Below are 22,156 nucleotides of genomic sequence, written 5' to 3' on the forward strand. Positions count from 1 at the left end.
GCTGCAGTAACAAACAATACATCATAACAACTTTACGGGATAAGGTGAGGAAAATGGAACAGCCTAAAAAACTTGATTTGATTGCATTGTCGTCAGTGCCTCTGGTAATGACACTTGGCAACTCAATGCTTATTCCAGTATTGACTTTAATTGAGAAGGAACTTCATATCAGTTCTTTTCAAGTGTCACTAATCATTACTGTATACTCTGTGGTTGCCATTCTTTTAATTCCTATCGCAGGGTACCTTTCAGACAGGTGGGGAAGGAAAATCGTTATTTTACCATGTCTGATAATAGCAGGTGCAGGCGGAGCTATTTCAGGATGGGCGGCATGGAAATTCAGTGACCCGTTTTTTTTGATATTGATGGGGAGGGTTCTGCAGGGAATTGGATCTGCTGGAGCGGCCCCGGTTGTCATACCTTTAATTGGTGATCTGTTTAAAAAGGACGAAGAAGTAAGTGCAGGTCTCGGCCTTATTGAAACAGCCAATACAGCTGGAAAAGTGCTTAGTCCCATAATAGGGGCGTTTCTTGCTTCATTTATTTGGTTTTTGCCTTTCTGGTTTATTCCATTTTTCAGTTTAATCAGTGTTCTGCTCGTCCTCTTTTTAGTCAAGTCGCCTAAGAAGAAAGAAGAAACACAATCAGTCAAAGAGTTTTTTCATTGTGTAAAAGATGTTTTGGCTAAGCATGGACGCTGGCTTTACGCGATCTTCGCCACAGGATGCCTTGTCATGTTTATTCTTTTTGGCATCTTGTTTTACTTATCTGAAACGCTTGAAAAACAATACAATATTGATGGTATTAAAAAAGGATTTATGCTTGCCATTCCGCTGCTTGCTTTATCCATCAGTTCGTTTGCAGCAGGAAAGAAAATCGGAAAAGATAAGCATCTGATGAAAGTTCTGCTCGTTTATGGTATGGCTATATTGTCACTTTCTTTCACAGCTATAAGGATCCAGCACAGTTTTTTCTTTTTGTTTTCTTTTCTGATTTTAAGCGGTGTAGGGATTGGAATAGCTCTTCCCTGTTTAGACGCTTTGATCACAGAAGGAGTAGAAAAAGATCAGCGGGGAACCATTACATCCTTTTACATGTCCATGCGCTTTATCGGAGTTGCAGCTGGGCCTCCGGTATATGCAGCCGTAATGGCCCAATCTGAACATATGATTTATTATATCTCCATCATCGTTAGCCTGATTACCCTTTTAATTGTTCTGTTTCTGATCAAACCGGGCAAAGAAAAGGAACATAGTGTAAAGCCAACCTAACACATGCGATTAATAGCATGTGTTTTTTTTATGAGGCTGTTTTCGTGAAGATTATTGCTATTCGGATGGGTTTTTAAAACGTATGAAGAGTGGCATTGGGGCCATCTTTTCTTAATATTTACTCTCGATTGCAGGTATTTTAATGAGTGGGGAAAGCAGAAAAAATTTAATTTCCCAATAGTTCCATTTTTCTGTTGACAACCAAAGCAATTTTTTAGATTATAGTTTATGTATTGAACAGTTAAAGGGGTGAACTATTTTGCAGAAGGAAAAGTTAAAACAGTTTATCCGAAGGTATGAGGAAGTTTATCTTTTTGCCATGAAACGGGTTTCCACCATGATTTCAGAAAAAGTCCTGGAGGAGCTTACAATCGAGCAATACCAGGTGCTTCGTTACATCATTAATCACAGCAAATGCCGGTCTTCTGAGCTTTCAGAGGTTTGCGGAGTGAATAAAAGCGCCACAACAGCAATGATTGACAGACTGGTTGCAAAGGGATTTGTTGATAGAACTAGAGATGAATCTGACCGGCGGGGAGTATTTTTGGCAAGTACAGAAAAAGGGCATGCCGTGTTTGAAAAAGGAGAACAGCAAATCGAACATTTTGTTTCTTCCTATCTCAATGTATTAAGTGAAGAGGAGATTGAGACTTTTTTATCGGTTTACGAAAAGATCTACAGCAGGATTCAAGAAAAGAATGAGGAGGATGCAATACAGTGAGATGGGTTATTAAAGCGCGGTATCCTATCTTAATAGGATGGATCATTGCTGTTATCTTCTTAATGCTTACAGCACCGAATATGGGGAATTTGGTGAAAGAAAAAGGCCAAGTGTCTGTTCCTGCAGGCTATTCTTCTTCGCTTGCCAATGATTTGCTCAATAAAATGTCTAAAGAGGATGGACCTTCAATAGCTGTCGTTTTTCATGATGAAAAGGGACTCAGCAGCGGGGAAATAAAAAATATTAAGAAAGCGGTTAACAGACTGAATGAGAAAAAGGAAAAACTTGGAATTAAGACCGTTAACTCCCACTTTACTCAAAAGGAATTGAAGAATCAGTTTGTCTCAAAAGATAATAAAACGATTCTTACTGCTTTGACCTTAAAAGAAAGCACTGAATCCATTGAAAAAAGAAAAAGTGCTATTAATAAAGTCATCGATGAATATAAGGTTGAGCATTATATGACAGGCAGCAAGCTCATTGACGCGGATGTTGTCCAAAGTTCTCAGGATGGGCTGAAAAAGACAGAGTTTATTACCCTTATTTTCATTCTTGTCGTTCTCGTTCTCGTATTCCGTTCCATTATTGCCCCTTTGGTTCCGCTTGTAACGGTAGGGTTAGCTTACATGTCAAGCCAGGCTGTCGTGGCATTTCTCGTTGACAAGTTTAACTTTCCGCTATCAACATTTACCCAAATTTTCATGGTCGCGGTATTATTTGGAATTGGTACAGATTATTGTATCCTGCTGCTTAGCCGTTTTAAAGAAGAGCTTGCCAACGGTTTAGAAAAGTATGAAGCGATTGTGCAAACGTTTAAAACAGCAGGAAGAACGGTTATTTTCAGCGGTCTCGCCGTGTTTGCAGGTTTTGCTTCGATCGGGTTTGCCACATTTAAACTATATCAGTCGGCTGTTGCTGTTGCTGTTGGCATCGCGTTTCTTTTAGCAGCACTCTTGACCGTTGTCCCTTTTTTTATGGCTGTACTCGGGAATTTGTTATTTTGGCCTATTAAGGGCAATCTTAGTCATTCGGAAAGCAGGTTATTCAAATGGGCGGGAACGTTCTCCTTTAAAAGACCGCTTGCTGCACTCGGAATTGTTGCCGTTTTGCTTGCACCGGCACTGATTAAATATGATGGTTCTCTTTCATTTAATTCATTGGATGAAATAGGAGATAAATATGAATCTGTCAAAGCGTTCAATCTGATTTCAAAAAGCTTCGGACCGGGGGAATCACTTCCTGCTAAAGTTGTAATTCAGGATGATCAGCCGCTGAACACGAGTGAGAGACTGGCAGTAATTGAAAAAATCAGCCGGGAACTTGATAAAATGGACGGCGTTGATAAAGTTCGAAGCGCGACACGGCCATTAGGCGACCAGCCAAAAGAACTTCTTGTGTCCAATCAGGCACAAAGCCTTGATGATGGATTAGGAAAAGGAAACACAGGAATTAAGGATATCGGTCAGGGGCTTGGTAAGGCATCTGATCAATTATCCACTTCAGCCCCGAAGCTGAAGGAAGTTAATTCAGGAATTGATCAGCTGATTACAGGTACAACGAGCTTGAAAACAGGAGTCCATCAATTGCAGGATGCACTGCAGAAAATCAATGGAGGCGTTGAGGACGGCTCTAAAGGAGCAGGAGAAATTCAAAAGCAAGTAGCAGAAGCTCAAAAAAGTGCTAAACTGCTTGCTGATAATGGAGAAAAATTGCTGAACGGCTATAAAGCCGCACAAACAGGATTGGCGAAGCTTTCAAAAGGCTACGGCCAAATCAATGACTCTTACGGCACATTAAATGAAAATTTCTCAAAACTGCAAACGGCCGTTGAAGCCAATTCGAAAGCTAATCCTGAATGGAAGTCAATTTCAGATTCCATGAAAGAACTATTAAAAGGTTATCAAGACACCACTTTATACATGAAAGGTTTAAATACCGCACTTAATGGCGCTCTGCCTGAACTGAACAAAGCTAATAATGGGCTTGATATGGTTGTGAACGGGCAGGTGAAATTTCAGGCAGGACTTGGTCAGCTTGAAAACGGTCTTGACCAGCTCTCAAATGGGCTAAATCTGGCAGCAAGCGGGCAAAAGCAAGTGATTGAAAAAATGCCCGATCTTGAAAAGGGTGCTGGTAAAATTGCATTTGGACAGGAGCAGCTTAAAGAAGGTATTTCACCATTTGCCGACCAGCTGACGGCTTTAACAAAAGGTCTTGATTCAAGTGTTAACGGACTGACCAAAATTTCAGGCGGTATAAACAGCGCGCAATCTTATTTAAAAGAACTTTCAAATGACAAAAATGCTGATACAAGCGGATGGCACCTTCCAGATGCTGCATTGAAAAATACTGATTTTAAACAGGTGTTTAACCATTACATGTCCCCGGATTATAAAGTAACAACAATGGATATTGTTTTAAAGGTTAATCCTTATTCAAATGCTGCTTTAGATAAAATGAAAACGGCGGAAGAATCCGTTCATAGGGCTGTTAAAGGCACTGATTTGGAAAATGCAGCATTTGGTGTATCTGGCGTTTCTAGCACTTACGCAGATCTAAAGTCTATATCTGATTCAGATTATAACCGCACCGTCTTATTTATGCTCGCAGCCATTTTTATTATATTGGCTATATTGCTCAGGTCTTTTATAATGCCAATTTATATTGTAGGATCACTGTTTATTACTTACTACTCGGCAGCAGCCATACTTGAATTTATTTTCGTGGATCTGCTTCATTATGCTGGAGTTAACTGGGCTGTTCCATTCTTCGGATTTGTTATATTGATGGCCCTTGGGGTCGACTATTCGATCTTTTTAATGGACCGATTTAACGAGTACAGAGACATGGATGTTAAATCTGCAATGATCCGTGCAATGAATAACATGGGTACAGTTATCCTTTCGGCAGTTATTATTTTAGCAGGAACTTTCGGCGCTATGCTGCCTTCTGGCGTATTGTCTCTTCTGCAAATTGCAACGCTTATTTTAACTGGGCTATTTATATACTGCTTCCTGATGCTCCCGTTTTTTATTCCGGTAATGGCGAGAACATTTGACAAAGCCAACTGGTGGCCATTTATGAAAAAATTATGATAATAAAGGAAAACTCAAGGTTATTAATGAGTTTTCCTTTTTTTATACTAACGATTCGTAAAAAGAAATTGGCACCGTATATTGAGTAAAGCTTTATAATTATTTCCAATTTCTCCAAAATTGCTTCTGATTTCCTAATTGTTCTGCCACTTGATATAATTACTATCATGAATGTTGACAAAGGCTTCGAAACCATTGGGATGGCAAAAACCTTAAGAAAAGATGCCCCGATGCTAGTCTGAATTCGCATGGAGATAATTTTCATGGCATCTTTTCTTAAAATTCGGTGTTGCCATTTTGTTAGGAATGTATTTATTTCGATGAAAAAGCAACAAAGTTTAAAAAAAGTGCCTAACAAAAAAGCCATTTAGGGCACAATTAAAATAGTCGGGTTCCGAAAAAAAGAGGAGGGTATCTATGTCTTTCATTAATGAACAAAAAACGGAAGTTGGCGGTTTGACCGTACATACCGTTAAAACAGATAAATACAAAACCAATACATTGATTTTTAAAATGCTTGCACCCCTTGAAAAGGAAAATGTCACCTTCCGGGCATTGCTCCCATACGTGCTGCAGAGAGGTACAGAGAGTCATCCAGCCACTTCACAGTTTCGGAAACATCTTGATGAGCTTTATGGAGCAACACTATCGGCTGATTTAACAAAAAAGGGCGAAAACCACATTATGACTTTCAGAATGGAAGTAGCAAATGAAAAATTTTTGTCTGAAGGAACTCCCCTTCTTGAAGAAGCTGTAAAAATGCTTTCTGAGATCATTTTAAAACCTGTCATTGATGGAAACGCGTTTAAAAAGGAATTCGTTGATCAGGAAAAACGGACACTGAAGCAGCGTATTCAGGCAGTTTATGATGACAAAATGAGGTATTCCAATCTTCGTCTTGTACAGGAAATGTGCAAGGGAGAAAAATACGCTCTTCACGTAAACGGAGAGATTGAAGAAATTGAAAAGATCAATCCTGAAAACTTATTTTCCTATTACCAAAAAGCTTTAAAAGAAGATAAGATGGATTTTTATATCATTGGAGATGTAGAGGAAAAACAAGTTGAAAAATATGTAAACCAATATTTTGCTTTCTCTGCTAATTCTCACACAATTCCTGAAAGAGAGAAAGAAACAAAGGAAAGTAAAGAGGTTAATGAGGTTACGGAAGAACAGGATGTCAAGCAAGGGAAATTGAATATAGGCTATAGAACCAATTGCACCTATAAAGATAAAGGATACTATGCCCTGCAAGTATTTAACGGAATTTATGGAGGTTTTTCACATTCAAAGCTTTTTATCAATGTGCGTGAAAAAGCGAGTCTCGCTTATTATGCGGCTTCAAGGATCGAGAGCCATAAAGGGCTTTTAATGGTTATGTCGGGAGTTGAAGTAAAGAATTTTGAACAGGCTGTCACCATTATAAAAGAACAAATGGAAGCAATGAAAAAGGGAGATTTCACAGAGCATGAACTTTCCCAAACAAAAGCTGTAATAAAAAATCAGTTTCTTGAAACAATCGATACTTCTTACGGTACAGCTGAAATTCTTTACCAGAACACTGTAGGCGGCATTGAACGTTCTTTTGAAGAACTGCTTGATGGAATAGAAAACGTGACGAAAGAGGAAATCCTCGCTGTCGGAGAGCAGATTGAACTCGATACGATCTATTTCCTTAAAGGAACGGGGGGTCAACAATGACAAAACCTATTTACTTTGATCAGTTGCAGGAAGAGCTGTATTTTGAAAAAATGCCAACAGGTTTAAGAGTATATGTTCTTCCTAAAAAAGGATTTAATAAAACATATGCTACTTTTACGACAAACTACGGTTCCATAGATAATGAATTTGTGCCGATCGGAGAACAAGAGATGAAGCGGGTGCCAGATGGCATTGCCCATTTCCTTGAACACAAGCTTTTTGAAAAAGAAGATGGTGATGTATTTCAGCAGTTTTCAAAGCAGGGCGCATCTGCCAATGCTTTCACATCTTTTACAAGAACGGCTTACTTGTTTTCAAGCACTTCCGATGTTGAAAAAAACCTGGAAACACTTGTCGATTTTGTCCAGGATCCTTATTTCACAGAGAAAACAGTTGAAAAGGAGAAGGGCATCATCGGTCAGGAAATTAACATGTATGATGATAATCCTGACTGGAGGCTTTATTTTGGATTAATTCAAAATATGTACCAAAAGCATCCTGTTAAAATAGACATCGCAGGGACCATTGAATCGATTTCAAAAATCACGAAAGATTTGCTTTATGAGTGCTACCACACATTTTATCACCCATCCAATATGGCATTATTCATTGTCGGTCCGGTTGATGCAGAAGCTATTCTGAAGCAAATCAGAGACAATCAGGCTAAAAAAGAATTTAAAGAACAAACAGAGATCAAACGGAACATCGTTGAAGAGCCGAAAGAGGCAGAAAAAAAACAGGAAACCATTCCGATGAATGTTCAATCCTCCAAATGTCTTGTGGGCATCAAGGCTTCTAAAACGGGCAGATCAGGGAAGGAGCTCCTTGATAACGAGCTGGCAGTCAATTTGGTGCTGGATATCCTTTTCGGAAAAAGTTCAAAGCACTACCATGAGCTTTATGAAAAGGGTTTAATCGACGATACGTTCAGTTATGATTATACAGAAGAAGCGAGCTTCGGATTTGCCATGATAGGTGGAGACACTGAAAACCCTGATCAGCTTGCTGAAAAAATCACCGATATTCTCCTGCAGGCAAAGAATGAAGGTGTTGGTGAGGATTTACTCGAAATTGCGAAGAAAAAAAGAATCGGTGCCTTTTTAAGAGCGGTTAATTCACCTGAATACATTGCTAATCAGTTTACACGCTATGCTTTTAATGATATGAACTTGTTTGATGTCGTTCCGGCTCTGGAGGAATTGAGCAAGGAAAGAATCGATGCTGTTATGAAGGAAATGATTGATGAAAAGTATTTAACTGTGTGCAAAGTGGTCCCAAAATAGAGTAAAAACGGGCTGGTCTCAAAAAGACCAGCTTTATTTAATTCTGTTTTCGCAAAGATTGCTGCTATTCGTATGAGGGTGAAAACGCATGAAAATTAGCTTAGGGGCATCTTTTCTTAAAATTTTCAGCTATATAATTGTCCAGATGGATATTATTTAGATGAAAAAGCACCAAAGTTTAAGAAAAGAGCTATCTGATGAGGGAGAAAAAGATGGGAAAATATGCATTGATTACCGGGGCAAGCGGAGGAATAGGAAGCGCTGCTGCAAGGAAATTGGCGATGGAAGGGTACAGCCTTTACCTTCATTGCTACACTGGGGAAGAAAAACTTCAAGCATTAATCAAGGAATGCAGGGAATTAGGCGTTGACGCAAAAGGGATACAAGCAGACCTTTCTTCAGAAGAAGGCACCGCTGGACTGATTTCAAAGATCTCAGATGAGATAGAATTATTGGTGCTGAACAGCGGGACTGGCTTTTATGGATTAATGACCGATATAAAGGAATCAGAAATTCAAAAGATGGTTTATTTAAATGTAACGAGCCCGTATATTATCACGAAGCATCTGCTTCCATCGATGATTCGAAAAAAGGCTGGCTCCATTATTGTGATCTCTTCTATATGGGGAATTACAGGGGCTTCCTGCGAAGTGCTCTATTCAATGGTAAAAGGCGGACAGAATTCTTTCGTGAAGGCCCTCGCAAAGGAAACGGCTCCAAGCGGCATTCGAGTAAATGCGATTGCGCCGGGAGCAGTCAGCACAAACATGCTCGCTTCTTTTTCAGCTGAAGAAAAAGAAGCGCTTATCGAGGAAATTCCTCTGGGAAGACTGGCTGAGCCTGCGGAAATAGCAGAAAGTATAGCCTTTCTTGCATCAAAAAAAGCATCTTACATAACAGGACAAATTCTCTCTGTTAATGGCGGGTGGCATTGCTGAAAAGTTCATCAGGATAAAAGGCGGTTTTCGCTAAGCTTGTTATTATTCGTATGGGTTTAAAAAACGTATTAAAATTAGTTTCATGGATTTTCGTTTAGCTGGCAGGTATACTCATAAAAATGATTAAAAAAATGTGTGCATAAAAACTGCTCCATACTGAAACAATAACTGTGTACCTATGTAAAAGGAGGAGTTTTTAATGTCTGTATTAAACAATTGGGATGATTGGAAAAGTTTCCTTGGCGACCGTCTAAACTCTGCAGAAGAAAAAGGCATGGATACTAGCGCTGTTTCAAATATTGCTTACGAAATCGGCGGTTATTTAGCTGACAAAGTGGATGCAAAAAATGAACAGGAAAGAATCCTTTCTGATCTATGGAGCGTAGCATCACCTGAAGAACAGCATGCTATTGCTAATATGATGGTTAAGCTTGTAAAAAATAACGGCAGTCATTAAAAGAGAGGATTTCCTCTCTTTTTTTTAGGCTCTTTTCTTAAATTTGGTTGTTTTTAAAATTTAATTCAGAAAAAGGATACATCTGCAAAATTTTAAGAAAAGTAGTCAATAGGCTAATCTTCATGAGTGTGACTATAAAAAGCAACAATCACTCTGGAAAAAGCCTATTTTTATAGCAAGGATTTCGAGCAGGGCATCCAAGGGGTTTTCCTTCTTTTAACGGTTTAGGGAATAATTCTTTTAACTTCTATTAAAATGTTTTATTATAGTTTTATAGGTACACTTGCTTTAAGTGAAGGAGGGACCCTCTTTGGCAAAGGAAGAATGGTACTTTGAATATGAAATCCAGAAAAACCGGCCAGGGCTATTAGGTGACATATCTTCCCTATTGGGAATGCTTTCAATAAATATTGTGACAATTAATGGGGTAGAAGACTCCAGACGCGGATTATTATTAAAATGTGAGCACAACGATCAAATCAGACGGCTTGAGTCGATCTTACATACCATGGATACAATTATTGTTACGAAACTCAGGAAACCAAAGCTCAGGGACCGTTTGGCGGTTCGCCATGGACGATACATTCAGCGTGATGCGGATGATAAAAAAACGTTTCGCTTTGTTCGCGATGAATTAGGATTGCTCGTTGATTTTATGGCTGAATTATATAAGATGGAAGGGCACAAACTAATCGGTATTCGCGGAATGCCTAGAGTTGGAAAGACAGAATCTATTGTAGCGGCAAGTGTTAATGCTAACAAAAGATGGCTTTTTGTTTCTTCCACACTTCTGAAACAGACGCTGCGAAGCCAGCTTATTGCTGATGAATACAGTGTAGACAATCTTTTTATTATCGACGGTATTGTATCTACCCGCAGAGGTACTGAGAGGCATTTGCAGCTAGTTCGTGAAATCATGAGGCTGTCAGCGACAAAAGTTGTGGAGCATCCTGATATGTTCGTTCAAAACACAGAGTATACCCTGGAGGATTTTGACTATATTATTGAATTGCGTAACAGTCCAGATGAGGAGATAACCTATGAGGATGCCGAAGAACCGCAGATTTTTAACCGATCGGATTTTTCTGGATTCGATTTTTAGCATTGGAAGGTGTTTTGCTTGAGTGAACTAGGGAATCGGCTTAGAAGTGCAAGAGAAGAGAAGAACCTGACTCTCGATGATTTGCAGACCACGACAAAAATTCAAAAAAGGTACCTTGTTGGAATTGAAGAAGGCAATTACAGCAGTATACCAGGAAAGTTTTATGTAAGGGCGTTTATCAAGCAATACGCCGAGGCGGTTGGCCTTGATCCGGAAATGATCTTTGAGGAGTACAAAAATGAAGTTCCTGCAGCCAACCAAGATGCTCTTCCTGAACAGCTGTCAAGAGTTCAAACAAGGAAGGAGCTTCCAGATTCCGCATCAAAAGTAATTGATATTCTACCAAAGATTCTTATTATTGCCATCATCATTGCAGTGGCTGTTATCATTTGGGTATGGAAGCAAAACAGCTCAGACAGCCATCCTGCTAAGAAGACAAGCACTTCAGAGCAAAATATCAGTTCTGATTACAAAGTGGATTCCTCTGTTAAAAAGGAAACTAAGCCAGCGCAAGCTAGTGATACGAAGAAGAAATCAGCAGCCGTTAATCCTGAAAGTAAACAGCCAAAGCAAACCGTTACGGTTAAAAATAAACTGAAGCGCACTGCTACCTATGAGCTGTCAGGTACTGACAAACTTGCTATTAGTCTTACTGCCAGTAAGAATTCCTGGATTAGCATTCAGGATGAAAAAGGCAAACAGGTATTTCAGGGAACATTGAAAAAAGGGTCTGCAAAAGTGCAGGACCTGACAGGGAACAAAGGGGCTACTGTCACAATCGGGAATGCCAAGTACACTGATATTAAATTAAACGGCGAAGCCTTTACATATGGCATAGATCCGGCAAAACAAACATTCCAGAAACTTAAAATTGTATTAAAGTAACAGGGTTATTTTCTTAAGCATCCATATCTATCCTTTTTTATGGGAATGTTAAGAATAGAATCCCCTTTAATTTTCACGATCTAAAAAGAAAAGTCATCGATAAGATGACTTTTCTTTTAGAACCAGAAAAGAGCAAATGAAGCCTTGTGAGGAAATAACCGAATATTTTGCCTTACACATGGAGGAAAAGACATGAATTTACCAAATAAGATTACAATCTCGCGCATTTTGCTTATTCCAGTATTTATGGTGATCATGCTCGCTGATTTTCATTGGGGAACAATTAAGGCGGCCGGAACCGTCCTGCCAGTTTCTCACCTTGCAGGAGCTATTTTATTTATCATTGCTTCTGTAACCGACTGGGTTGACGGCTATTATGCCCGGAAGTATAACCTTGTGACAAACCTTGGAAAATTTTTGGATCCGCTTGCGGATAAATTGCTAGTTTCAGCAGCGCTAATTATACTTGTAGAGTTTGGGCTAGCTCCAGCTTGGATGGTCATTATTATCATCAGCAGGGAATTTGCTGTTACCGGTCTGCGCCTGATCGTTGCAGGTGAAGGAGAGGTTATTGCCGCAAATATGCTGGGGAAAATTAAAACTTGGACACAGATTATTGCCGTTGCTGCTTTATTACTTCATAATCTTCCATTTGAATATCTTTCCATTCCATTTGCTCAAATCTTCTTATGGATTGCTGTCATTTTCACGATTGTATCCGGATGGGATTATTTCGCTAAAAATAAAAAAGCCTTTCTTAATTCAAAATAGGGGGTAAAAAAATGCAAACGAAAACAGAGATTATAGCTGTCGGATCTGAGCTGCTTCTTGGACAAATTGCCAATACAAATGCTCAGTTTTTATCCCAGCAGCTAGCTGAACTTGGAGTAAATGTCTATCATCATACAGTAGTTGGAGACAACCATAAAAGACTTGAAGAAACCATCCGCATTGCTGAAGAGCGTGCTAATATTATTATTTTCACAGGCGGTCTTGGACCAACAAAGGATGATTTGACGAAAGAAACCCTTGCCAAGGTGCTTGGTACTGAATTAGTAACAGATCAGGATGCAATGACCTATATCGAAGAGTACTATAAACGCTCAAAAAGAACGATGTCTGAAAACAACAAAAAGCAGGCGCTCGTGCTAAAAGGAGCTCAAGTGCTGAAGAACGAATATGGAATGGCCCCTGGCATGGTTTTGAAAAAGAATGAACGGATCTATATGATGTTTCCTGGCCCTCCGTCAGAACTTCAGCCGATGTTCTTAAATCACGGAAAGCCTTATATTATGGATGCCCTTGGTGAACAGGATAAAATTATTTCAAGAGTATTGCGCTTTTTTGGAATCGGCGAATCTCAGCTTGAAACAGATATTGAAGACTTAATAGAAGGCCAGACAAACCCGACCATTGCTCCATATGCCGGAGACGGTGAGGTTACTCTAAGGCTTACTGCAAAACATGCAGAGGAAACGACGGCTATTCAGCTTTTAAACGGATTAGAAGAAAAGGTGAAAGAAAGAGCCGGTGCTTACCTGTACGGATATGAGGATACATCGATCATGCAGGAACTAGTAAAGGTATTACTGGATCAAAAGCTCACTATTTCAGCTGCTGAAAGTTTGACGGGCGGATTATTTTCCGAACAGATGACTGCCTGCAAGGGGACGAGTTCCGTTCTGCTTGGCGGAATCGTGTGCTATTCAACTGAAATCAAAGAAAAATTGGTAAAGGTTAGACCAGAAACGCTTGAAAACGAAGGAGCTGTCAGTGATCAATGTGCACGTGAACTGGCAGAAAATATCCGGATGATCACAGGAAGTGATATCGGAATCGGGTTTACAGGGGAGGCTGGACCTGTCGCAATGGAAGATAAACCTGTCGGAACAGTATACATTGGAATTGCTATAAACGGAAAAGAAACCAAAACCTATCTATTAAATCTTGCAGGGAACAGAGATGGTATCAGGAAACGGACCGTTAAATACGGATGCTATTATTTACTGCAATTATTGAAATCAAAAAGCTGACTTGTCAGCTTTTTGATGTTTAGGTTAAGGTAATCACCATTCCATTTAGCGAAATATTTTTTTAAAGACTTTTTAATGGATAAAATTTGAGATTCCTATAATGGTAGTTCATTTTCATCAAACGAAAAGACAAAAAACAATCGAATGAATGTTCGATTTTTTTCTTGGCAAACGCTATAAAACAAGGTATAGTAAGGATAGGTTGTTAAACAAAAGGAGGAACTTTAATGAACGATCGTCAAGCTGCCCTTGACATGGCGCTTAAACAAATAGAAAAGCAATTTGGTAAAGGTTCCATTATGAAATTAGGGGAACAAACAGATAGAAAGATTTCAACCGTACCGAGCGGTTCACTCGCATTGGATGTTGCTCTTGGAATAGGCGGCTATCCGCGCGGCAGGGTTGTAGAAATATATGGGCCTGAAAGTTCAGGTAAAACAACAGTTGCACTTCATGCCATTGCAGAAGTTCAGGCTAATGGAGGACAAGCAGCATTCATCGATGCTGAGCATGCTCTTGATCCGGAATATGCGCAAAAGCTTGGTGTCAATATTGATGAACTGCTTTTATCTCAGCCTGATACAGGCGAGCAGGCACTTGAAATTGCTGAAGCGCTTGTCCGAAGCGGTGCTGTTGATATTGTGGTTATTGACTCTGTTGCAGCTCTTGTTCCTAAAGCGGAGATTGAGGGTGAAATGGGTGACTCCCATGTCGGTTTGCAGGCCCGCCTTATGTCTCAGGCATTGAGAAAGCTGTCCGGTGCTATTAACAAATCCAAGACGATTGCCATCTTTATTAACCAAATTCGTGAAAAAGTTGGAGTTATGTTCGGAAATCCGGAAACGACTCCAGGAGGACGGGCTCTGAAATTCTATTCTTCCGTGCGTCTTGAAGTCCGCCGCGCAGAGCAGCTGAAGCAGGGAAATGATGTTGTCGGCAATAAAACTAAGCTGAAAGTTGTTAAGAATAAGGTAGCTCCACCATTCAGAACAGCTGAAGTTGACATTATGTACGGAGAAGGCATTTCCAGAGAAGGCGAAATTATTGATCTTGGAACAGACTTAGATATTGTTCAGAAAAGCGGTTCTTGGTACTCTTACAAGGAGGAAAGACTTGGACAAGGACGGGAAAATGCCAAGCAATTTCTAAAAGAGAATGCAGAACGCCGCAAAGAAATTCAGCTTCAGATAAGAGAGCATTACGGTCTAGATAACCCGGTAAATGCTGGCGCTGAAGAAGAAGATGCTGATCAATTTGAACTTCTTGACGAATAAGCCGAGATATTCTATCAAAATCACAAAAAGAGGCGTAAACAAACGCCTCTTTTTTGTGGAGAAGTTCCGAAATTTGTACTTGCAAGGAAGCGGATTACTAAGCTGATTGATTTGCAGGACAGGTATCGCAGTATGATTCTATAGGTGATCATCTTTTCTTTTCATTCCCTCCTTCCTGATTGGTTTGCTGATGAAAAAGAAGTAAAGATAAGAACTTTGGCATTCTATATGAGATGATGAGGAACTAGCTTTTTTAAAGCCGTTTACAAAGATTTGAAAGTCAAACGCCATACCCTTCGGAAACGCCTAGATGGCGGGCTTGACAATAGATTTTCACACCTTTACAATGAGATTGTATATCCTGCTTTAATATTAGTATTATTTTACAGCTTTTTTAAAATGATTTTGGCTAAAGCAATCTCTTATTTGCCTTTAGCTAATAACTAAAATCATTCCTTAAAACCTTGTGCAGTATATTGAGACCTATTTGAACAATGTACATGCCGACATGTTAATCTAGCAAGAAAAAAGTTCATAGCAAGAGGAGGTGAAATGATGGATGCCACTCTAATCATCTCCATTTTGCTTGGCCTAATCGTCGGTGTAGTTGTTGGCTATTTTGTTCGTAAATCGATTGCCGAAGCGAAAATTGCCGGGGCGCGAAATGCCGCAGAGCAAATTCTTGAAGATGCGAAGCGTGAAGCAGAGGCAGCAAAGAAAGAAGCTCTATTGGAAGCTAAAGATGAGATCCATAAGCTTCGTACTGAGACTGAACAAGATCTTCGTGAACGCCGAAACGAGCTTCAAAAACAGGAAAACCGCTTATTACAAAAAGAAGAGAATCTTGACCGCAAAGATGAAACGCTTGAGAAGCGTGAATTAATGCTTGAAAAACGTGAAGATTCCCTGTCTGAAAGACAACAACATATTGAAGAGATGGAAAGCAAAGTGGACGAGATGGTTCGGAAGCAACAATCCGAAATCGAACGCATTTCAGGCTTGACGAGAGATGAAGCGAAACAATTCATCCTCGACAGGGTAGAAAACGAACTCTCCCATGATATCGCTATTCAAGTAAAAGAAAGCGAAAATCGTGCGAAAGAGGAAGCCGATAAGAAGGCAAAGGAAATCTTGTCTCTGGCCATCCAGCGCTGTGCAGCTGACCATGTAGCGGAAACAACGGTTTCAGTTGTTAATCTTCCAAACGATGAGATGAAAGGCAGAATCATCGGAAGGGAAGGAAGAAACATCCGTACTCTGGAAACGCTCACGGGAATTGATCTGATCATTGATGATACCCCTGAAGCAGTCATTTTATCAGGATTTGATCCGATTCGCCGTGAAACTGCAAGAATCGCCCTTGATAAGCTAGTGCAAGATGGACGAATTCACCCAGCCCGTATTGAAGAAATGGTTGAAAAATCCCGCAGGGAAGTCGATGAATTCATTCGTGAGGTTGGTGAACAAACTACTTTTGAAGTAGGCGTTCATGGGCTCCATCCTGATTTAATTAAGATACTTGGACGATTGAAATTCCGGACAAGTTATGGCCAAAACGTTCTGAAGCATTCCATGGAGGTTGCCTTCCTTTCCGGCCTGATGGCTGCGGAATTGGGAGAAGACACTACATTGGCTAAACGCGCAGGCTTGCTCCACGATATTGGGAAAGCAATTGACCATGAAGTAGAAGGCAGCCATGTAGAGATTGGGGTTGAACTTGCTACTAAATACAAGGAACACCCTGTTGTAATCAATAGTATTGCATCTCACCATGGTGATCAGGAACCTACATCCATTATCTCTGTATTGGTTGCTGCAGCTGATGCTTTATCAGCAGCACGGCCTGGTGCCCGCAGTGAAACACTTGAAAACTACATTCGCCGTCTGGAAAAACTGGAAGAGATTTCAGAATCCTATGAGGGTGTAGAAAAATCATTTGCTATTCAGGCAGGCCGAGAAGTCCGGATTATGGTTAAGCCTGATTCTATCGATGATCTGGAAGCACATCGCTTAGCCCGTGATATTCGTAAACGCATTGAAGAAGAACTGGATTACCCTGGACACATTAAAGTGACCGTTATTCGCGAAACCAGAGCAGTAGAATATGCTAAGTAACTAGCGGGCTCAGGTTTTAGCAAAATAAATAATAAAGCAGCGTGATTTCACGCTGCTTTATTTTTGTCTCCAGTTGTGCAAAACTATTAGTACCGTTTCCATAAGGAAAATAGAGAATTACTTTGAAGTGTGTATACTACAATCTAAAGATAAGTGCCTAAAAAACAGTGATTATGTACTATGCTTTACAAGTAAGAGAGATACTTTTTAATATACTGATGCAGCTCTTTAATTCCTTTACCTAACCAAAGAATAGTAAAAAAGAGCGATAACAAATATACAGCAGAAAGGGCTGCTTACATGAAAATTTTGTTTATAGGGGATGTTGTCGGATCAGCAGGAAGAGATATGATCAAGCAATATTTACCAAAATTAAAAACAAAGTACCATCCCAATGTCATTATTGTTAACGGAGAAAATGCGGCACATGGAAAAGGGCTCACGGAAAAGCTTTTTAGAGAATTTATAGAAGCAGGCACGCATGTTGTAACAATGGGCAACCATACTTGGGATAAAAAAGAAATCTTCGAGTTTATTGATGATACTCCTAATTTGATCCGTCCTGCTAATTTCCCGGAAGGCACGCCCGGCAAAGGAATATATTATTTTAAGAGCGGAGGCAAAGAAGTAGCTGTTATTAATTTGCAGGGCAGAACCTTTCTTCCTCCAATCGACTGCCCGTTTCGGAAAGGGGATGAGCTGATAGAGGAAGCGAAAAAGCGCACTCCCTACATTTTTGTTGATTTCCACGGTGAGGCAACAAGTGAAAAGCAAGCGATCGGCTTGTATCTTGATGGAAGAGTTTCAGCTGTAGTAGGAACGCATACTCATGTACAAACGGCAGATGAAAGGATTCTTCCAAAAGGAACAGCCTATATTTCAGATGTGGGCATGACAGGGCCATACGATGGAATTCTCGGTGTTAATAAAGAGGCAGTCATTAAAAGATTTCTAACAAGTCTTCCAGTCAGATTTGAAATGGCAGAAGGCAGAGCTCAGCTGAACGGTGTCATCATAGAACTTGATGCGAAAACAGGAACCGGAAAAAGTATTAAAAGAATTCAAATCAATGATGACCATATGTTTTTTGAATAGTTGTTTCTGTTTGAATTTTTTGAAAAAAACACATTTCAGGCAGGAATACCCCTCTTCACTAGTGAATATAGTATCAATGGAATGATTAGCCAATAGCGTTTAAAAAGAATATAGGGGATGGGCTTTTTAAACAATATCTACTAACGATTGTTCCAACGGACTCTAGACGATTCATGGTAAAGAATAAGGGGGAACCACAAATGGAAATATTAAAAGTTTCAGCTAAATCTAATCCAAATTCCGTTGCCGGTGCGCTCGCAGGAGTTTTGCGTGAGCGAGGTGCCGCTGAAATTCAAGCGATTGGGGCAGGCGCGCTTAACCAAGCGGTAAAAGCAGTAGCGATTGCAAGAGGATTTGTAGCACCTAGTGGCGTGGATCTAATCTGCATTCCTGCTTTTACGGATATCAAAATTGACGGTGAAGAGCGTACAGCGATCAAGCTGATTATAGAGCCTCGATAATATGAAGCAACCTGTCTGCTGCATTCGGCGTACAGGTTGTTTTTTAATGCCGCAAAAAGCCCATCAAGGGAGGTTTACTGTGCACATATTTGATGCCCATTGCGATTTGCTCTATAAATTATGGAAAAATCCTTCTATTAATGTTTATGATGATCCTAATTTGCATGCATCCATCAAAAACTTGCAATCACAAAATGCGAGAGTCCAATGTTTTGCTATATATGTTCCGGATCATTTGCCGCAAGGTGAAAAATTTAATGCAGTGCTCACTCAGATCCACTTGTTTCATACAAAAATTCTGAAAGGATATCCTGAAATCAAACAAATAACAGGCAAAGAGGAAGCTTCTGCTCTTTTGCCAGGGCAAATTGGAGCGCTGTTAACTCTGGAAGGCTGTGCTCCTCTCGGCAATCAGGTGTACTTGTCTTCAATCCTTTATCAAATGGGAATAAGAAGCTTCGGCATCACGTGGAACTATGCCAATTATTTTGCAGACGGAGCTCGTGAAACAAGAAATGCAGGCTTGTCAGAGCTTGGTTTTGAATTAATACAAACCTTCAATTCATTAGGGGTTTGGACAGATTTATCCCATTTGAATGAGAAAAGCTTTTGGGATGCGATAGAAAAAGCATCTCATCCTATCGCCTCTCATTCCAATGTATATAAGCTATGTCCGCACCCAAGAAATTTAAGAGATGAACAGCTGAAAGCTATTTTTCAAAAAAACGGGGCAGTTGGTGTCACGTTTGTACCTGAATTCACACGGCAAGGAAAACAGCCTGAAATAAAAGACTTGCTCAATCATATAGATTATATCTGTTCTCTTGGAGGAAGCATGCATTTAGGCTTTGGTTCAGATTTTGATGGAGTTGATCATGTTATTCAGGGATTGGAAAACTACACAGGGTACAGTTTCATAATAAATGAGCTTGTTAAGAGATATCCCGAAAAATTGGTTGAGAGATTTCTTTATCATAACTTTGCAGAGAGATTGCCGGTTTGAAAAAACTGAAAAATCAGTATGATTTAGCGTGATTAAAAAGAGATGTAGGAGGCATTAGAAGATGAAGCAGCTTTCTTGGAAAGTAGGCGGCCAGCAAGGGGAAGGGATCGAATCAACAGGAGAGGTATTTGCAGCTGCCTTAAATCGGCTAGGCTATTTTTTATACGGTTACCGGCACTTTTCTTCCAGAATTAAAGGGGGCCATACAAACAATAAAATAAGGGTAAGTACGCATGAGGTCCGGTCTGTTTCAGATGACCTGAATATTTTGGTGGCGTTTGATCAAGAAACAATCGATGTTAATTTTGATGAGCTGCAAAGAGGCGGAATTATTCTGGCTGATGCTAAATTCAATCCGGCCATTCCAAATGACGAGCATGTAACGCTCTATTCCATTCCCTTTACTGAAATGGCAGCAGAAATCGGAACATCATTAATGAAAAACATGGTTGCAATCGGAGCATCAAGCACGATATTGGACATTGATCCCGAAGCATTTCATGAAGTGGTGATGGAAACCTACGGAAGAAAGGGCCAAAAAGTGGTTGAGAACAATATGGAAGCCATCAGAAAAGGCGCCGATTATTTGAAGAATGAATGCGGCTATGAAAGAACAGATCTTTACCTGGATAAAGCAGATGGAAAAAGACGCATGTTTATGATTGGAAATGACGCCATCGCTTTAGGAGCTCTTGCCGGCGGTGCGCGGTTTATGGCAGCTTACCCGATTACTCCTGCTTCAGAAATTATGGAATATTTGATTAAAAAGCTTCCCGGTTTCGGCGGTACAGTTGTCCAAACCGAAGATGAAATAGCTGCTTGCACAATGGCGATCGGTGCGAATTATGCAGGCACCCGTTCTTTTACAGCCTCAGCAGGCCCTGGATTATCACTCATGATGGAAGCAATCGGACTTTCTGGAATTACAGAAACCCCTCTTGTCATTGTGGATACACAAAGAGGCGGACCAAGTACAGGGCTTCCGACAAAACAGGAGCAATCTGATTTAATGGCCATGATTTACGGGACGCATGGAGAAATTCCAAAGATCGTTATAGCCCCAAGTACTGTGCAGGAAGCTTTCTACGATACCATTGAAGCCTTTAATCTTGCAGAGGAATACCAATGTCCAGTCATTCTTTTATCTGATTTGCAGCTATCACTTGGGAAGCAGTCCGTTGAACCGCTGGAATACAATAAAATAGAAATTCGCCGCGGCAGCCTTATCTCTGAAGCAGAAATCGCTGGCCGGGATGAGAAGAGCCAGTTCAGAAGGTATGAAGATACGGTGGACGGCATATCGACAAGGGTTCTTCCTGGTATGAAGGGCGGCTTGCATCACGTTACTGGCGTTGAGCATGATGAAACCGGAAAGCCTTCAGAGGGCGCAGGAAACAGAATCGTCCAAATGAATAAACGGCTGAGAAAGCTGAAATCCATTCAATTTAAACAACCGGTTTACGTTCAGGATAATCATAAAAAAACAGATGTCCTCTTCGTCGGATTTAATTCAACACGCGGTGCCATTGAAGAAGCCATTGCCAGACTGGAAAGTGACGGTTTAAAGACAAGCCATGCTCATATTCGGCTCTTGCATCCATTCCCGGCTGATGAGCTTTTGCCGCTATTGACTAAAGCCAAAAAAGTTATCGTTGTCGAAAATAATGCAACAGGGCAGCTGGCTAACCTGATCAAAATGAATGCGGGATTCGCAGAAAAAATTCACAGCTTATTAAAATATGAAGGCAATCCTTTTTTGCCTGGCGAAGTATATGCTAAAAGCAAGGAGCTGCTGTAAATGGCTACATTAAAAGAATTTCGAAATACTGTCAAACCGAACTGGTGCCCTGGCTGCGGGGATTTTTCCGTTCAGGCGGCGATCCAGCGGGCGGCTGCTAATACAGGACTTGAGCCGCATCAGCTTGCTGTTATTTCAGGCATAGGCTGTTCAGGAAGAATATCCGGCTATATCAACTCCTACGGGTTTCATGGAATTCATGGACGGTCGCTTCCAATTGCACAGGGCGTCAAAATGGCCAACAGAGATCTGACAGTAATAGCTTCAGGAGGTGATGGCGACGGTTTTGCTATTGGAATGGGACATACCATTCATGCCATCAGAAGGAATATTGATATTACGTATATCGTAATGGATAACCAGGTTTACGGTTTAACAAAGGGGCAGACCTCCCCGCGAAGCGATTCCGGGTTTGTTACAAAAAGCACCCCAAAGGGCTCAATTGAATCATCCTTATCTATTTTGGAAATGGCCATATCAGCAGGAGCAACCTTTGTCGCTCAAAGCTTCTCAACCGATTTAAAGGAATTAACATCCTTAATCGAACAAGGGCTCAATCACAATGGTTTCTCATTTATTAATGTGTTCAGCCCTTGTGTCACCTATAATAAAATTAATACGTATGAATGGTTTAAGGGAAATCTGACAAAGCTCTCATCCCTTGAGGGATATAATCCATCTGACAGGATGCAGGCTATGCAGGCTGTAATGGAGTATGACGGTCTATTAACCGGGCTAATCTATCAAAATAAACATAAGGAATCCTATCAGGATCTCGTTCATGGCTACAGTAAAGAGCCTCTATCTAACGCAGATCTCATGATGAGCGAAGGAATGTTTCAGTCTCTTACTGCAGAATTCATGTAAATCAATCCTATTTTTTGCGGCGGCAGTTGGTGCCGCTTTTCTTATGACAAAATACAA

18 protein-coding genes are annotated in these 22,156 nt (G+C 40.4%); all 18 read left to right on the forward strand.

What is annotated here, in order from left to right; translation table 11 throughout:
• The first annotated feature begins 53 nt into the window (after positions 1 to 53).
• Positions 54 to 1,271, forward strand: coding sequence for a bacillibactin exporter BcbE (gene bcbE / locus ACOT8F_RS02250; RefSeq protein WP_421649916.1), 1,218 nt, complete (start codon positions 54 to 56; stop codon positions 1,269 to 1,271).
• A 259-nt stretch (positions 1,272 to 1,530) separates the two neighbouring features.
• Positions 1,531 to 1,992, forward strand: coding sequence for a MarR family winged helix-turn-helix transcriptional regulator (locus ACOT8F_RS02255; RefSeq protein WP_421649917.1), 462 nt, complete (start codon positions 1,531 to 1,533; stop codon positions 1,990 to 1,992).
• Positions 1,989 to 5,087 carry an efflux RND transporter permease subunit gene (locus ACOT8F_RS02260; RefSeq protein ID WP_421649918.1) on the forward strand — a complete coding sequence of 1,033 codons (3,099 nt, stop codon included), beginning with the start codon at positions 1,989 to 1,991 and terminating at the stop codon, positions 5,085 to 5,087. The genes ACOT8F_RS02255 and ACOT8F_RS02260 overlap by 4 nt, the downstream gene beginning before the upstream one ends.
• A gap of 417 nt (positions 5,088 to 5,504) precedes the next feature.
• Entirely contained in the window at positions 5,505 to 6,788 is a 1,284-nt protein-coding gene (gene yfmF, locus ACOT8F_RS02265) for an EF-P 5-aminopentanol modification-associated protein YfmF (RefSeq protein WP_421649919.1), read from the forward strand.
• Complete coding sequence (gene yfmH, locus ACOT8F_RS02270) at positions 6,785 to 8,071, forward strand: EF-P 5-aminopentanol modification-associated protein YfmH (RefSeq protein WP_421649920.1); 1,287 nt, start codon at positions 6,785 to 6,787, stop codon at positions 8,069 to 8,071. Before yfmF ends, yfmH begins: the two co-directional genes overlap by 4 nt.
• Positions 8,072 to 8,283: 212 nt before the next feature.
• Positions 8,284 to 9,009: an elongation factor P 5-aminopentanone reductase gene (gene ymfI / locus ACOT8F_RS02275; RefSeq protein WP_421649921.1), complete on the forward strand. Its 726-nt coding sequence runs from the start codon at positions 8,284 to 8,286 to the stop codon at positions 9,007 to 9,009.
• A gap of 199 nt (positions 9,010 to 9,208) precedes the next feature.
• Positions 9,209 to 9,466: a DUF3243 domain-containing protein gene (locus ACOT8F_RS02280; RefSeq protein WP_421649922.1), complete on the forward strand. Its 258-nt coding sequence runs from the start codon at positions 9,209 to 9,211 to the stop codon at positions 9,464 to 9,466.
• Between the two features lie 310 nt (positions 9,467 to 9,776).
• Positions 9,777 to 10,568, forward strand: a complete 792-nt coding sequence (locus ACOT8F_RS02285) for a DUF3388 domain-containing protein (RefSeq protein ID WP_421649923.1) — start codon at positions 9,777 to 9,779, stop codon at positions 10,566 to 10,568.
• Positions 10,569 to 10,586: 18 nt separating this feature from the next.
• Positions 10,587 to 11,453, forward strand: a complete 867-nt coding sequence (locus ACOT8F_RS02290; RefSeq protein WP_421649924.1) for a helix-turn-helix domain-containing protein — start codon at positions 10,587 to 10,589, stop codon at positions 11,451 to 11,453.
• 192 nt (positions 11,454 to 11,645) lie between these two features.
• Positions 11,646 to 12,224 (forward strand): CDP-diacylglycerol--glycerol-3-phosphate 3-phosphatidyltransferase, encoded by a 579-nt coding sequence (gene pgsA / locus ACOT8F_RS02295; protein WP_421649925.1) that lies wholly within the window; start codon positions 11,646 to 11,648, stop codon positions 12,222 to 12,224.
• An 11-nt stretch (positions 12,225 to 12,235) separates the two neighbouring features.
• Positions 12,236 to 13,486, forward strand: a complete 1,251-nt coding sequence (locus ACOT8F_RS02300) for a competence/damage-inducible protein A (RefSeq protein ID WP_421649926.1) — start codon at positions 12,236 to 12,238, stop codon at positions 13,484 to 13,486.
• 227 nt (positions 13,487 to 13,713) lie between these two features.
• On the forward strand, positions 13,714 to 14,760 hold the full coding sequence (recA, locus tag ACOT8F_RS02305) for a recombinase RecA (protein WP_421649927.1): 1,047 nt from the start codon (positions 13,714 to 13,716) through the stop codon (positions 14,758 to 14,760).
• A 552-nt stretch (positions 14,761 to 15,312) separates the two neighbouring features.
• The gene (gene rny, locus ACOT8F_RS02310; RefSeq protein WP_421649928.1) at positions 15,313 to 16,875 is read left to right on the forward strand and encodes a ribonuclease Y; all 1,563 of its coding nucleotides are present in this window, start codon (positions 15,313 to 15,315) and stop codon (positions 16,873 to 16,875) included.
• Positions 16,876 to 17,175: 300 nt separating this feature from the next.
• Entirely contained in the window at positions 17,176 to 17,970 is a 795-nt protein-coding gene (locus ACOT8F_RS02315) for a TIGR00282 family metallophosphoesterase (RefSeq protein ID WP_421649929.1), read from the forward strand.
• Positions 17,971 to 18,170: 200 nt separating this feature from the next.
• Positions 18,171 to 18,431 (forward strand): stage V sporulation protein SpoVS, encoded by a 261-nt coding sequence (gene spoVS, locus ACOT8F_RS02320; protein ID WP_075685568.1) that lies wholly within the window; start codon positions 18,171 to 18,173, stop codon positions 18,429 to 18,431.
• Positions 18,432 to 18,510: 79 nt separating this feature from the next.
• The gene (locus ACOT8F_RS02325; protein ID WP_421649930.1) at positions 18,511 to 19,434 is read left to right on the forward strand and encodes a dipeptidase; all 924 of its coding nucleotides are present in this window, start codon (positions 18,511 to 18,513) and stop codon (positions 19,432 to 19,434) included.
• Between the two features lie 61 nt (positions 19,435 to 19,495).
• A complete protein-coding gene (locus ACOT8F_RS02330; RefSeq protein WP_421649931.1) occupies positions 19,496 to 21,232 on the forward strand; it encodes a 2-oxoacid:acceptor oxidoreductase subunit alpha in 1,737 nt (578 codons plus the stop codon).
• On the forward strand, positions 21,233 to 22,099 hold the full coding sequence (locus ACOT8F_RS02335; RefSeq protein WP_421649932.1) for a 2-oxoacid:ferredoxin oxidoreductase subunit beta: 867 nt from the start codon (positions 21,233 to 21,235) through the stop codon (positions 22,097 to 22,099). It begins immediately after the preceding gene.
• The last annotated feature ends 57 nt before the right edge of the window (positions 22,100 to 22,156 follow it).

Origin of the sequence: Chryseobacillus diguaensis, from assembly GCF_049220665.1 — a bacterium.
Classification (GTDB): domain Bacteria; phylum Bacillota; class Bacilli; order Bacillales; family Bacillaceae; genus Metabacillus_B.

Bases quoted from the DNA above. Each gene is read 5' to 3' on its own strand.
- bcbE (WP_421649916.1), top strand. From the start codon at position 54: ATGGAACAGCCTAAAAAACTTGATTTGATTGCATTGTCGTCAGTGCCT.
- yfmF (WP_421649919.1), top strand. From the start codon at position 5,505: ATGTCTTTCATTAATGAACAAAAAACGGAAGTTGGCGGTTTGACCGTA.
- yfmH (WP_421649920.1), top strand. From the start codon at position 6,785: ATGACAAAACCTATTTACTTTGATCAGTTGCAGGAAGAGCTGTATTTT.
- ymfI (WP_421649921.1), top strand. From the start codon at position 8,284: ATGGGAAAATATGCATTGATTACCGGGGCAAGCGGAGGAATAGGAAGC.
- ACOT8F_RS02280 (WP_421649922.1), top strand. From the start codon at position 9,209: ATGTCTGTATTAAACAATTGGGATGATTGGAAAAGTTTCCTTGGCGAC.
- pgsA (WP_421649925.1), top strand. From the start codon at position 11,646: ATGAATTTACCAAATAAGATTACAATCTCGCGCATTTTGCTTATTCCA.
- ACOT8F_RS02300 (WP_421649926.1), top strand. From the start codon at position 12,236: ATGCAAACGAAAACAGAGATTATAGCTGTCGGATCTGAGCTGCTTCTT.
- recA (WP_421649927.1), top strand. From the start codon at position 13,714: ATGAACGATCGTCAAGCTGCCCTTGACATGGCGCTTAAACAAATAGAA.
- rny (WP_421649928.1), top strand. From the start codon at position 15,313: ATGATGGATGCCACTCTAATCATCTCCATTTTGCTTGGCCTAATCGTC.
- ACOT8F_RS02315 (WP_421649929.1), top strand. From the start codon at position 17,176: ATGAAAATTTTGTTTATAGGGGATGTTGTCGGATCAGCAGGAAGAGAT.
- spoVS (WP_075685568.1), top strand. From the start codon at position 18,171: ATGGAAATATTAAAAGTTTCAGCTAAATCTAATCCAAATTCCGTTGCC.
- ACOT8F_RS02330 (WP_421649931.1), top strand. From the start codon at position 19,496: ATGAAGCAGCTTTCTTGGAAAGTAGGCGGCCAGCAAGGGGAAGGGATC.
- ACOT8F_RS02335 (WP_421649932.1), top strand. From the start codon at position 21,233: ATGGCTACATTAAAAGAATTTCGAAATACTGTCAAACCGAACTGGTGC.